The organism is Actinomadura keratinilytica (assembly GCF_039539665.1).
GTDB lineage: Bacteria > Actinomycetota > Actinomycetes > Streptosporangiales > Streptosporangiaceae > Spirillospora > Spirillospora keratinilytica.
Window position 1 is genome coordinate 20930 of sequence record NZ_BAABDO010000078.1, and the last position, 12073, is coordinate 33002.

General features: G+C 72.7%; 12 protein-coding genes. 7 read left to right on the forward strand and 5 right to left on the reverse strand.

The window, feature by feature from the left end:
• Positions 1-4 precede the first annotated feature (4 nt).
• Both ABD879_RS22215 and ABD879_RS22220 read left to right on the forward strand, forming a co-directional pair.
• Positions 5-562, forward strand: coding sequence for a Clp protease N-terminal domain-containing protein (locus ABD879_RS22215; RefSeq protein ID WP_345023467.1), 558 nt, complete (start codon positions 5-7; stop codon positions 560-562).
• Positions 563-669: 107 nt separating this feature from the next.
• Positions 670-1722, forward strand: coding sequence for an NAD-dependent epimerase/dehydratase family protein (locus ABD879_RS22220; RefSeq protein ID WP_345023468.1), 1053 nt, complete (start codon positions 670-672; stop codon positions 1720-1722).
• Positions 1723-1770: 48 nt separating this feature from the next.
• On the opposite strand, the gene ABD879_RS22225 is transcribed toward ABD879_RS22220, so the two are convergent.
• A complete protein-coding gene (locus ABD879_RS22225) occupies positions 1771-2571 on the reverse strand; it encodes a carbon-nitrogen hydrolase family protein (RefSeq protein ID WP_345023469.1) in 801 nt (266 codons plus the stop codon).
• An 18-nt stretch (positions 2572-2589) separates the two neighbouring features.
• Positions 2590-5106 (reverse strand): DEAD/DEAH box helicase, encoded by a 2517-nt coding sequence (locus ABD879_RS22230; RefSeq protein ID WP_345023470.1) that lies wholly within the window; start codon positions 5104-5106, stop codon positions 2590-2592.
• Between the two features lie 443 nt (positions 5107-5549).
• Between ABD879_RS22230 and ABD879_RS22235 the strand changes: the two genes are divergently transcribed.
• Positions 5550-5789: a hypothetical protein gene (locus tag ABD879_RS22235; protein WP_345023471.1), complete on the forward strand. Its 240-nt coding sequence runs from the start codon at positions 5550-5552 to the stop codon at positions 5787-5789.
• A 2-nt stretch (positions 5790-5791) separates the two neighbouring features.
• Here the strand turns inward: ABD879_RS22235 and ABD879_RS22240 are convergent, their stop codons facing one another.
• Both ABD879_RS22240 and ABD879_RS22245 read right to left on the reverse strand, forming a co-directional pair.
• Positions 5792-6097, reverse strand: a complete 306-nt coding sequence (locus ABD879_RS22240; protein ID WP_345023478.1) for a TetR-like C-terminal domain-containing protein — start codon at positions 6095-6097, stop codon at positions 5792-5794.
• Entirely contained in the window at positions 6098-6415 is a 318-nt protein-coding gene (locus ABD879_RS22245) for a TetR/AcrR family transcriptional regulator (RefSeq protein ID WP_345023472.1), read from the reverse strand.
• Between ABD879_RS22245 and ABD879_RS22250 the strand changes: the two genes are divergently transcribed.
• On the forward strand, positions 6402-6995 hold the full coding sequence (locus ABD879_RS22250) for an O-methyltransferase (protein ID WP_345023473.1): 594 nt from the start codon (positions 6402-6404) through the stop codon (positions 6993-6995). The genes ABD879_RS22245 and ABD879_RS22250 overlap by 14 nt on opposite strands.
• A 71-nt stretch (positions 6996-7066) precedes the next feature.
• Positions 7067-7243 (forward strand): hypothetical protein, encoded by a 177-nt coding sequence (locus tag ABD879_RS22255; RefSeq protein ID WP_345023474.1) that lies wholly within the window; start codon positions 7067-7069, stop codon positions 7241-7243.
• Between the two features lie 53 nt (positions 7244-7296).
• On the opposite strand, the gene gndA is transcribed toward ABD879_RS22255, so the two are convergent.
• A complete protein-coding gene (gene gndA, locus ABD879_RS22260; protein WP_345023475.1) occupies positions 7297-8721 on the reverse strand; it encodes an NADP-dependent phosphogluconate dehydrogenase in 1425 nt (474 codons plus the stop codon).
• Positions 8722-8870: 149 nt separating this feature from the next.
• Here gndA and ABD879_RS22265 point away from each other — a divergent pair, with 149 nt between their 5' ends.
• Both ABD879_RS22265 and ABD879_RS22270 read left to right on the forward strand, forming a co-directional pair.
• Positions 8871-9620, forward strand: coding sequence for a beta-phosphoglucomutase family hydrolase (locus ABD879_RS22265; RefSeq protein WP_345023476.1), 750 nt, complete (start codon positions 8871-8873; stop codon positions 9618-9620).
• On the forward strand, positions 9617-12058 hold the full coding sequence (locus ABD879_RS22270) for a glycoside hydrolase family 65 protein (protein WP_345023477.1): 2442 nt from the start codon (positions 9617-9619) through the stop codon (positions 12056-12058). The genes ABD879_RS22265 and ABD879_RS22270 overlap by 4 nt, the downstream gene beginning before the upstream one ends.
• The last annotated feature ends 15 nt before the right edge of the window (positions 12059-12073 follow it).

The window sequence follows — 12073 nt, forward strand, 5'->3', positions numbered from 1 at the left end:
GGCGATGTTCGAACGGTTCACCAAGGACGCCCGGGCGGTGGTGACGCTCGCCCAGCAGGAGGCGGTGCAGGAGCTGGGCCACCAGCACATCGGCCCGGAGCACTTGCTGCTCGCCCTCGTCCAGGACGACGGCCCGGCGGGCCGGGCGCTGCGCGCGCAGGGGCTGGACGCCCGCGAGCTGCGGGCCCGGCTCGCCCGCACCGCGGCCGGCGGGGACCCCCTCGACCCCGAGGCGCTGCGCACCATCGGCATCGACCTGGACGCGGTGCGGCGGGCGACGGAGGAGGCGTTCGGCGAGGGCGCCCTGGACGCCCCGCCCGGCCGGTGGCGCCGGGGCAAGCGGATGCACGTGCCGTTCAACAAGGGCGCCAGGAAGGCCCTGGAGCTGAGCCTGCGGCACGCGATCAGCCTCAAGCGCAACCACATCGGGGCCGGCCACGTCCTCCTGGGCGTGCTGCACGACCGGGACAGCCCCGCCGTGTGGATCCTGAAGACCTCCGGCGTGGACGTGCACGCCGTGCGCACCGAGGTGACGCGGCTGATCACCAGCGAGGCCGCCTGAGCCGGACCGGCGTCCCGCCCCCGGGCCGAGGGTGGCGGGACGCATGGGCGGGGCGCGGCGGGGTACGGCGCGAAGAACCCGACCGCCGACAGCACAAGGAGGCGATCATGCGGGTCGTCGTCGTGGGGGCCACCGGCAACGTGGGCACCAGCACCGCGCAGGCGCTGGCCGCGGACGTCCGGATCACCTCGATCCTGGGCATCGCCCGCCGCCGCCCCCGGCTGAGGATCGACAAGACCGAATGGGCGCGGGCCGACGTCGCCGACGCCGACCTCGCGGGCCTGTTCCGGGGCGCGGACGCCGTCGTCCACCTGGCCTGGCTGTTCCAGCCCACGCACACCCCGGCGATCACCTGGCGGGCCAACGTGGTGGGCAGCGCCCGGGTGTTCCAGGCGGTGGCCGACGCCGGCGTGCCCGCCCTGGTGTACGCCTCGTCCGTCGGCGCCTACTCCCCCGGGCCCGGCGACGACCGCCCGGTGGACGAGTCGTGGCCCACGCACAGCTGGCCCACCGCCGCCTACGGCCGGGAGAAGGCGTACGTGGAGCGGCTGCTGGACGCCTTCCAGGCCGAGCACCCCGACCGCCGCGTGGTGCGGCTGCGCCCCGGGTTCATCTTCAAACGGGAGTCGGCGTCCGGCCAGCGGCGGCTGTTCGCCGGGCCGCTCCTGCCGAACCCGCTGGTGCGGCCGGGCCTGATCCCGGTGGTGCCGGACGTGCCCGGGCTGCGGTTCCAGGCGCTGCACACCGACGACGCCGCCGAGGCGTACCGGCTGGCGGTGACCGAGGACGTGCGCGGCCCGTTCAACCTGGCCGCCGACCCGGTGATCGGCCCGGACGAGCTGGCGCAGCTGCTGCACGCCCGCAAGATCCGCCTGCCCGCGCGCGGGGCCAAGGCCGCGCTGAGCATCGCCTGGGAGCTCGGCCTGGTGCCGGCCTCCCCGCAGCTGCTCGACCTGGCCCTGCACCTGCCCGTCATGGACACCGCCCGGGCCCGCGCCGAACTCGGCTGGACCCCCCGCTACAGCGCGCTGGACGCGCTGCGCCAGTTCCTCGACGGGCTGCGCAGCGGCGCGGGCATGGACACTCCCCCGCTGTCGCCCGAGACCGGCGGGCCGATGCGCCTGCGCGAACTGGTGACCGGGGTGGGACGGCGCCTCTAGCGGCGCCCCCGGCCGGACGTGCGGCCGGCCGTGCGGCCGGGCGGATCGTCAGGTGCGGGGCGCGACGGTGAAGCGGCGCAGCTCCAGCGCCGGGTTCGTCTGGCGGACCGCGGCGATGCGCTCGGCCGACACCGGGGCGACCGCCGTGCCGGTGCCCTCGCCCAGCGACGCCACGACCACGCCCATCGGATCGACGATCATGCTGTTGCCGGCGCCGGTCGGGGCGTTCTGGTCGGCCGCGGCCACGTAGATGGTGTTCTCGATGGCGCGGGCCCGCACCAGGGTCCGCCAGTGGTCCTCCTTGAGCGGGCCGGGCACCCAGTCGGCGGGCAGCGCCAGCACGTCCACGCCCGCGTCCACCAGCCGCCGCGCCACCTCCGGGAACCGCACGTCGTAGCAGGTCTGCATGCCGAACCGCAGGCCGTCGACGGTGAACGTCTCCGGCTCGGCGAGCTCGCCGGGGCGGATCACGTCCGACTCGCGCATGCCGAACGCGTCGTACAGGTGGATCTTCCGGTAGGTCGCGGCGATCTCGCCGTCCGGGCCCGCGGCCAGCAGCGTGTTGGAGATGCGGCCGGGGTCGTCGGTGCGCTCGTTCATCCCGGCGACGACGTGCACGCCGTGCCGCCGGGCGGTCTCGGCCAGCCCGGTGGCGAACGGCCCGTCCAGGTCCTCGGCGGACGCGACGAACCGCTCGTCCACGCGCGGCGCGGCGAACATCGAGTACTCCGGCAGCACCACCACCCGGGCGCCTCGGGCCGCCGCCTCCCCGACCAGCTCGCGCACGACGGCCAGGTTGCGCTCCTTGTCGAGCCCGGCCGAGAACTGCGCGACGGCCACCTGGACCATGGAGAACCCCTCCCAGATCTAAAGCCGGTTGACGCCGATGACGCGGACGACCGCCTCGCCCGCCTCGTCCGAGGCTGTCAGATCCACCTCGGCGTCGATACCCCAGTCGTGGTGGCCCTCCGGGTCGTCGAAGACCTGCCGGACCCGCCACAGGGCCTCCTCCGGCACCTCCTCGATCATCAGCAGCTTGGGGCCGCGCGCGTCCGGGCCGGTGAGCAGGTCGTCGTGCTCGTCCCAGTACGCCTGCATCGCCGCGGCCCACCCGTCGGCGCCCAGCTCCGGGTCCAGCCCGCCCAGCTCGTCGTACTTCTCCAGCGCGGCCAGCTCCACCCGGCGGAACATCGCGTTGCGCACCAGCACCCGGAACGCCCGCGCGTTGGCGGTGACCTTGGTGACCTTCTCCTCCACCGGCTCGCGGACCGGCCCGTCCTCGGGATGGGCGAGCTGCTCCCACTCGTCCAGCAGGCTGGAGTCGACCTGGCGGACCAGCTCGCCCAGCCAGGCGATCAGGTCCATCAGCTCGTCGGTCTTGATCGACTCGGGGACGGTCTGCTGCAGCGCCTTGTAGGCGCCCGACAGGTAGCGCAGCAGCAGCCCCTCCGCCCGGGCCAGCTCGTAGTGGGCGATGTACTCGGTGAACGTCATCGCCCGCTCGTACATGTCGCGCACGATCGACTTGGGGCTGAGCGGATGGTCGCCGACCCACGGGTGCCCGGCCCGGTACGTCTCGTACGCCGCCGCCAGCTCCTCCTCCAGCGGCTTGGGGTAGGTGACGTCCTGGAGCAGCTCCATCCGCTCCTCGTACTCGATGCCCTCGGCCTTCATCTCGGCGACGGCCTCGCCGCGGGCCTTGTTCTCCTGCGCGGCCAGGATCTGCCGCGGATCGTCCAGCGTCGCCTCGATCACCGACAGCACGTCCAGCGCGTACGTGGGCGAGGAGGGGTCCAGGATCTCGAACGCGGCCAGCGCGAACGTCGACAGCGCCTGGTTGAGCGCGAAGTCCTCCTGCAGATCGACGGTGATGCGCGCGTAGCGGCCCTGCTCGTCGGGCTCGTCCAGCACCTCCACGATCCCGCCCGCCAGCAGCGACCGGTAGATCGCGATGGCCCGGGAGATGTGCCGGCGCTGCGCGGCCCGGTCCTCGTGGTTGTCGGTGAGCAGCTTCTTCATCGCCTGGAACGCGTTGCCCGGGCGGGCGATCACCGACAGCAGCATGGCGTGGCTGACCTGGAACCGCGACTTGAGCTTCTCCGGCTCGGCGGTCTGCAGCTTGCGGAAGGTCTCCTCGTCCCAGCCGACGAACCCCTCCGGGGGCTTCTTGCGCTGCACCTTGCGCCGCTTCTTGGGGTCGTCGCCCGCCTTGGCCAGCGCCTTCTCGTTCTCGACGACGTGCTCGGGGGCCTGCGCCACCACGTATCCGACGGTGTCGAACCCGGCCCGCCCGGCCCGCCCGGCGATCTGGTGGAACTCGCGGGCCCGCAGCCGCCGCACCCGGTGCCCGTCGTACTTGCTCAGCGCCGTGAACACCACCGTGCGGATCGGCACGTTCACGCCGACGCCGAGGGTGTCGGTGCCGCAGATCACCTTCAGCAGCCCGGCCTGCGCCAGCCGCTCCACCAGCCTTCGGTACTTGGGCAGCATCCCGGCGTGGTGCACGCCGATGCCGTGCCGCACGAACCGCGACAGGTTGCGCCCGAACTTGGTGGTGAACCGGAAGTCGCCGATCATCTCGGCGATCTGCTGCTTCTCCGCCTTGGAGCACACGTTGACGCTCATCAGGGCCTGCGCCCGCTCGATCGCCGCGGCCTGGGTGAAGTGCACCAGGTAGATCGGGGCCTTCTGCTCGCCCAGCAGCTCCTCGATCGTCTCGTGCAGCGGGGTGGTGCGGTAGTCGTAGATCAGCGGGACGGGCCGCTCGGCCGACGTCACCAGCGCGGTCTCCCGCCCGGTGCGCCGGGTCAGGTCCTTCTGGAAGAACGACACGTCGCCGAGCGTCGCCGACATCAGCAGGAACTGCGCCTGCGGCAGCTCCAGCAGCGGGATCTGCCAGGCCCACCCGCGCTCGGGCTCGGCGTAGAAGTGGAACTCGTCCATCACCACCACGCCGATGTCGGCGTCGGCGCCGTCCCGCAGCGCGATGTTGGCCAGCACCTCGGCGGTGCAGCAGATGATCGGCGCGTCGGCGTTGACGCTGGCGTCGCCGGTCATCATGCCGACGTTCTCCCGCCCGAACATCTCGCACAGGTCGAAGAACTTCTCCGAGACCAGCGCCTTGATCGGCGCGGTGTAGAACCCGACCTCGTCGCGCGCCAGGGCCGCGAACAGCGCCCCCGCCGCCACCAGGCTCTTACCCGACCCGGTGGGCGTCGCCAGGATCACGTTGGCGCCGGACACCACCTCGATCAGCGCCTCCTCCTGCGCGGGATACAAGGTGATCCCGCGCCCGGACACCCACCGTTCGAACGCCTCGAACAGCGAGTCGGCGTCGACGTCGGCACCCGAGGGAAGATGATCGATGAGGTTCACACCTTCCATCCTGCCCGTGCCCGAAGGGTGCCCGCGCCAATACCGCCCACAAGCCCCGCCACCACCGGGCCGCCGGCCCCGTCCACCACGCGGCAACAACACAGCCCACCCCGTTCAACCGCAACGCATCGCCTCGTTGACGCCACCACCGAACCAACCCGCGTCACCCCAGCCGACGCGAGGCGCGAGCGGAACGGGAGGTGATCGGCAGGACGGATGCGCCTCGTCGCCGCAGCCGTGCAGCCTCTTGGAGGCGGCGCAGCGAGATGCTGCTCGCAGGTTGTGCAGGACGCCCGCCTGGCAGCGAGCATGGGGCGTCGTGCGGGGCCGGGACGACGTCGACGGGCGATGGTTGAACAGACGGCGATGGCTCGTGCGAGGCGGCGTGGTGGCCGCCGTTCGCGCTGTGGCCGGATCTGCGGTTCGAGATCCTCGCCGGCCCTGACGGGGCGGTGCTGCACGAGTGGCTGGTCAGGGACGACGGGGCCGCGGCGCCGGAGTTGACGGGTGTCGAGGATCTCCGGCCGTGGGGGTGTGTCGTCGGTGACCTGGAGCGGTGCTTCGGCGCCATGCGGCACCATCCGGGCGAGGTGCCGAGCCGCTGGCGGGTGGAGTTCGCCACGTCCGACGGCGAGTCGTACGTGGCGCTTTTCGTGTGGGGCCTGCTGCAGCAGGTGGTCAGCGTCGGCTGACCTCAGCGCAGGGTGGCGAGGAAGGCGTCCACCAGCCCGTCGAGGAAGTCGTCGTCCAGCGGTTCGCCGGTGACCAGGACGCGGTAGTAGACGGGGCCGACGAGGCGTTCGGTCTCGGCGGCCAGGTCCAGGTCGGCGGGCAGCTCGCCGCGCCGGGCCGCGCGTTCCAGCGGCGGGCGGTCCAGGGCGCGCCGCCGTCCGAGGTAGCGGGCGCGGAAGTCGGCGGCGAACGCCGGGTCGTGCTGGGCCTGGGCGATCAGCGCGCGGAACACGGCGCCCGCTTCGGTGCGTCCGAGGAAGTCGGCCAGTCAGCGCACGTGGGCGCGCAGGTCGCGGGCGAGGTCGCCGCGGTCGGGCGGCATCGGGCCCTCGTCCAGGTCCTCCAGGAAGGCCTCCACCAGGATGTCGGTCTTGGTCTTCCACCAGCGGTAGACGGTCTGCTGGGCGACGCCGGCGCGCGCGGCGATGCCCTCGATCGTGACCCCCGCGAACCCCTTCTCGACGAGCAGGTCGTCGGCCGCCTCCAGGACGGCCCGGCGGGCCGGTTCGCTGCGGCCGTGCCGGTTGCCGTGGTGCCGCCGGGCCGGTTCCGGCCGGGCGGTGTGCGCCGACGTGGCCTCGGGCATCTACATGCCGATCTCCGAGCCCGGGGGCAGGCTGCTCTACAGCCTGGTGCGCGCCGCCCGCCCGGGCCTCGTGGTGGAGTTCGGCACGTCGTACGGGATCTCCACGCTGTTCCTGGCCGCCGCGGTGCGCGACAACGGCACCGGACGCGTCGTCACCACCGAGCTCAGCGCGGCGAAGGCCGCCGCGGCGCGCCGCACCTTCGCCGCGACCGGCCTGGACGACGTGATCATCCTGCTGGAGGGGGACGCCCTGGAGCCCCTGGCCGCCCTGGACGAACCCGCCGGGTTCGTCCTGCTCGACGGCTGGAAGGAGCTGTGCCTGCCGGTGCTGCGGCTGCTGGAGCCGCGCCTGGCACCCGGCACCCTGGTCGTCGCCGACGACGTCGACATGGAGGAGCTGGCGCCCTACCTGGAGTACGTCCGCGACCCCGCCAACGGGTACCGCAGCCTCACGTTCCCCTACGACGAGGGCATGGAGATCAGCTGCCGGCTCCGACACCGCGAGTTGAGGTTTTCGACGGGTGCACACCCCGGTGAACAGGGCCATCGCCGCCGAAAAGCCCAACTAGCACTTCAATGAGACGATTGAAGGGCACGGAACATGCCGCGAGAAGAGGGGTCCGGCCGGTGAAATTCGTTCTCGAAGTCGATATGGGTGAGACGGCGTTCGACGGTGACGCCGCCGAAGAGCTGGGGCGCATCCTGCGCTACTGGGGCGGCAACCTGAAGCACTACGCCCTCCAGCCCGGGGACGGGTCGGAGATCTACGACTCGGCGTACCGGCGGGTCGGGCAGTGGGCGGTCGTCCAGGAGCAGGCCACGGCATGAGAAAAGGCCGTCCCCCGGGCGCACGAGGCGCCCGGGGGGACGGCGCATGAGGCTCAGGCCTCGACTTCGGAGCGGTCGCCGCCCCACAGGGTGTGGAACGAGCCGTCGCGGTCGACGCGCCGGTAGGTGTGGGCGCCGAAGAAGTCGCGCTGCCCCTGGGTGAGGGCCGCGGGCAGGCGCTCGGCGCGCAGCGAGTCGTAGTAGGCCAGCGCGCTGGAGAAGCCGGGCGCCGGGATGCCCAGCTGCGCGGCGGTGGTGACGACGCGGCGCCAGGCGTCCTGGGCCGCGCCGACCGCCTCGGCGAAGTGGTCGTCGGTCAGCAGCGTCGGCGTGCGCGGGTCGGCCTCGTAGGCGGCCCGGATCCGGTCCAGGAAGCGGGCGCGGATGATGCAGCCGCCGCGCCAGATCGTGGCCATCTGCCCCAGGTCGATGTTCCAGCCGTATTCCTCGCTGCCCGCCTGGATCTGGTGGAAGCCCTGCGCGTAGGCGACGACCTTCGAGGCGTACAGGGCCTGCTCGACGTCGTCGGCGAACCCGGACAGGTAGCGCACGTCGTTCTTGGGGCCGGGCAGGTTGCGCGCCGCGCGGCGCAGGCCGGCGTGGCCGGAGACCGAGCGGGCGAACACGGCCTCGGCGATGCCCGAGACCGGGACGCCGAGGTCGAGGGCGGTCTGCACGGTCCAGCGGCCGGTGCCCTTCTGCTCGGCCTGGTCCAGCACCACGTCGACGAACGGGCGGCCGGTGGCGGCGTCGGTGTGCGCCAGCACCTCGGCGGTGATCTCGATGAGGTAGGACTCCAGCCGCCCGGTGTTCCAGGTGCGGAACACCTCGGCGATCTCGGCCGGGGACAGCCCGGCGGCGTGCCGCAGCAGGTCGTAGGACTCGGCGATCAGCTGCATGTCGGCGTACTCGATGCCGTTGTGCACCATCTTCACGAAGTGCCCGGCGCCGTCCGGTCCGACGTGCACGCAGCACGGCGTGCCGTCCACCTTGGCGGCGATGTCCTCCAGCAGCGGGCCGAGCGCCTCGTAGGACTCGGCCGACCCGCCCGGCATGATGCTCGGGCCGTGCAGCGCGCCCTCCTCGCCGCCGGAGATGCCGGTGCCGACGAAGTGCAGGCCGCGTTCGCGCAGCGCCGCCTCGCGCCGCCGGGTGTCGGCGAAGTGCGCGTTGCCCCCGTCGACGATCATGTCGCCCGGCTCCAGCAGCGGCGCGAACTCCTCGATGACCGCATCGGTCGGCGCCCCCGCCTTCACCATGATCACCAGTCGGCGGGGGCGCTCCAGCGAGGCCACGAACTGCTCGGGCGTCTCGGCGGGGATGAAGGTCCCTTCGTCCCCGAACTCTTCCACCAGCGCCTTGGTGCGGGCGGCGGTGCGGTTGTGCACGGCAACGGGATGCCCGTGCCGGGCGAGGTTGCGGGCCAGGTTCCGGCCCATCACCGCCAACCCGGTGACACCTATGCGCGCCTTGCTCATTGACTCGTCTCCTCTTCGTTCAGGCCCCACACCCGTGGGTACGCGGGTGGGGTCGCCCGCTGTTCGGTCAACCGGGCGGCCGCATGTCCTTGTTCCAATCAGGGAACGGGACGCATCGTAGAGATCACCGAACCCGCAGGGGGGAAGCCATGCTGGGACTGCCGCAATCGGTCGGTGCCTGCCTGTTCGACCTGGACGGCGTACTTACCCGTACGGCCGCGGTGCACGCCGCCGCGTGGAAGCGGATGTTCGACGAGTACCTGAGGGCGCGGGCGGAGGCGACCGGTACGCAGTTCGTGCCGTTCGACGCGGTCGGCGACTACGGCAAGTACGTCGACGGCAAGCGCCGCGAGGACGGGACGCGCTCGTTCCTGGCCTCGCGCGGCATCACGCTGCCCGAGGGCAGACCCGACGACCCGCCCGACGCCGAGACCGTGTACGGCCTCGGCAACCGCAAGAACGAGCTGGTGCTCAAGCTGCTGGAGGACGACGGCGTCGAGGTGTACGACGGGTCGGTGGCGTACGTGCGGGCCTGCCGGGACGCCGGGCTGCGGACCGCCGTGGTGTCGTCCAGCGCCAACACCGTGCAGGTGCTGGCCGCGGCGGGCATCGCCGGCCTGTTCGACGCGCGCGTCGACGGGGTGGTCGCCCGCGAGCGCGACCTGCCCGGCAAGCCGGCGCCCGACATGTTCCTGGCGGGGGCCGAGGCGGTCGGGGTGCCGGCGGCGCGCGCGGCGGTGTTCGAGGACGCGCTGGCAGGTGTGGAGGCGGGCCGCGCGGGGGACTTCGCCTACGTCGTGGGCGTGGACCGGGTCGGCGGGGGCCACCGGGAGGCGCTGGCGCGGCACGGGGCCGACATCGTCGTCGGGGACCTATCGGAACTTCTGGAGGACAAGTGAGCGACGGGCGCGGGGGCCGTCACACCACCACCGTGGACCTGCCGGTGTTCACGGTCGAGCCGTGGTGCGTGCGGGAACCGGAACTGCGGCTGGACCGCCTGGCGCAGAGCGAGTCGGTCTTCGCTCTGTCGAACGGGCACATGGGGTTGCGCGGCAACCTGGACGAGGGCGACCCGCACGGGCTGCCCGGCAGCTACCTCAACTCGTTCTACGAGCTGCGGCCGCTGCCGCACGCCGAGGCCGGGTACGGCTACCCCGAGTCGGGGCAGACCGTGATCAACGTCACCAACGGCAAGCTGATCCGGCTGCTGGTGGACGACGAGCCGTTCGACGTGCGGTACGGGCGGCTCGACTCGCACGAGCGCATGCTGGACATGCGGGCGGGCACGCTGACCCGGCAGGTGGAGTGGACCTCCCCCGCCGGGCGCTCGGTGCGGATCACCTCGGTGCGGCTGGTGTCGCTGACCCAGCGCGCCATCGCCGCGATCTGCTACGACGTCGAGCCGCTGGACCACTCGGTGCGGGTGGTGGCGCAGTCGGAGCTGGTGGCCAACGAGTCGCTGCCCGACCTCGGCCGCGACCCGCGCACCGCCGCGGTGCTGGAGTCGCCGCTGGTCAGCGAGGAGCACGTCACCAACCACACCAAGGCGGTGCTGGTGCACCGCACCCGGCACAGCGGGCTGCGCATGGCCGCCGCGATGGACCACCAGATCGACGGTCCCGGGCACATGGCGACCGACATCGAGAGCTACCCGGACGTCGCGCGGCTCACCGTGGCCACGCGGCTGGAGCCGGGGCAGCGGCTGCGGATCGTCAAGTACCTGGCGTACGGGTGGTCGAGCCGGCGGTCCCGGCCGACGCTGCACGACCAGGTGGTGGCGGCGCTGGCGGCGGCGCGGCACACCGGCTGGGAGGGCCTGCTGGACGAGCAGCGCACCTACCTCGACGAGTTCTGGAGCGGCGCCGACGTGGAGGTGGACGGCGACGCCGAGGTGCAGCAGGCGGTGCGGTTCGGGCTGTTCCACATCCTGCAGGCCGGTGCGCGCGCCGAGCGCCGGATGATCCCCGCCAAGGGGTTGACCGGGCCCGGGTACGACGGGCACACGTTCTGGGACACCGAGACGTTCGTGCTGCCCGTGCTGACCTACACGCACCCGTCGTCGGCCGCCGACGCGCTGCGGTGGCGGCACATGACGCTGGGCCTGGCCCGCGAGCGCGCCCGGCAGCTCGGCCTGGCGGGGGCGGCGTTCCCGTGGCGGACGATCCGCGGGCAGGAGTGCTCGGGCTACTGGCCCGCGGGCACCGCCGCGTTCCACATCAACGCCGACATCGCCGACGCCGTCGTGCGGTACGTGGACGCCACCGGCGACGAGGAGTTCGAGCGCGAGGTCGGCCTGGAGCTGCTGGTGGAGACCGCGCGGCTGTGGCGCGGCCTCGGCCACCACGACGTGGAGGGCGTGTTCCGCATCGACGGCGTCACCGGGCCCGACGAGTACAGCTCGATCGCCGACAACAACGTCTACACCAACCTGATGGCGCAGCGGAACCTGCGGGAGGCCGCGGCGATGGCGATGCGCCATCCGGACCTGGCCGAGCGGCTCGGCGTCAGCACCGAGGAGGCCGCGTCGTGGCGGGACGCGGCGGCGGCCATGATGATCCCCTACGACGAGCGGCTGGGCGTGCACCCGCAGAGCGAGGGGTTCACCAACCACGCGCGGTGGGACTTCGCGTCCACCAAGCCCGAGCACTACCCGCTGCTGCTGAACTACCCGTACTTCGACCTGTACCGCAAGCAGGTCGTCAAGCAGGCCGACCTGGTGCTGGCCATGCACATGTGCGGGGAGGCGTTCACCTACGAGCAGAAGGTCCGCAACTTCGCCTACTACGAGGCGCTGACGGTGCGGGACTCCTCGCTGTCCGCGCAGACCCAGGCGGTGATCGCCGCCGAGGTGGGGCAGCTGGACCTGGCGCACGACTACCTCGGCGAGACCGCGCTGATGGACCTGCACGACCTCAACCGCAACACCCGCGACGGCCTGCACATCGCCTCGATGGCGGGGGCGTGGAGCGGGCTGGTCGCCGGGTTCGGCGGGATGCGCGCGGCGAACGGGGTGCTGCGGTTCGCGCCGCGGCTGCCCGGCGGCATCAGCCGGCTGGCGTTCTCCATGCGCTACCGGGGCAACCGGCTGAAGGTCACGGTGACCGGCGAGTCGGCCTGCTACGAGCTGCTGGAGGGCGAGGGGCTGCGGCTGTTCCACTACGACCAGGAGTTCGAGCTGGCCGACAAGCCGGTGGAGATGGACGTGCCGCACGTGCCGAGCAGCCCGCGGCCCAGCCAGCCGGTCGGGCGGGAGCCGGCGCCGCGCCGCGTCGACCCGCACGGCCGCGACCGCAACCACCGGGCGTTCCAGCAGCCGCGCACGTCGCGCGCCCGCTGACGGCGGCGCCGCCGG

What these genes read in the sequence shown, in the direction of transcription:
- ABD879_RS22215 (WP_345023467.1), top strand. Translation starts at nt 5, where the DNA reads ATGTTCGAACGGTTCACCAAGGACGCCCGGGCGGTGGTGACGCTCGCC.
- ABD879_RS22220 (WP_345023468.1), top strand. Translation starts at nt 670, where the DNA reads ATGCGGGTCGTCGTCGTGGGGGCCACCGGCAACGTGGGCACCAGCACC.
- ABD879_RS22225 (WP_345023469.1), bottom strand. Translation starts at nt 2,571, where the DNA reads ATGGTCCAGGTGGCCGTCGCGCAGTTCTCGGCCGGGCTCGACAAGGAG.
- ABD879_RS22230 (WP_345023470.1), bottom strand. Translation starts at nt 5,106, where the DNA reads ATGGAAGGTGTGAACCTCATCGATCATCTTCCCTCGGGTGCCGACGTC.
- ABD879_RS22245 (WP_345023472.1), bottom strand. Translation starts at nt 6,415, where the DNA reads ATGCCCGAGGCCACGTCGGCGCACACCGCCCGGCCGGAACCGGCCCGG.
- ABD879_RS22255 (WP_345023474.1), top strand. Translation starts at nt 7,067, where the DNA reads ATGGGTGAGACGGCGTTCGACGGTGACGCCGCCGAAGAGCTGGGGCGC.
- gndA (WP_345023475.1), bottom strand. Translation starts at nt 8,721, where the DNA reads ATGAGCAAGGCGCGCATAGGTGTCACCGGGTTGGCGGTGATGGGCCGG.
- ABD879_RS22265 (WP_345023476.1), top strand. Translation starts at nt 8,871, where the DNA reads ATGCTGGGACTGCCGCAATCGGTCGGTGCCTGCCTGTTCGACCTGGAC.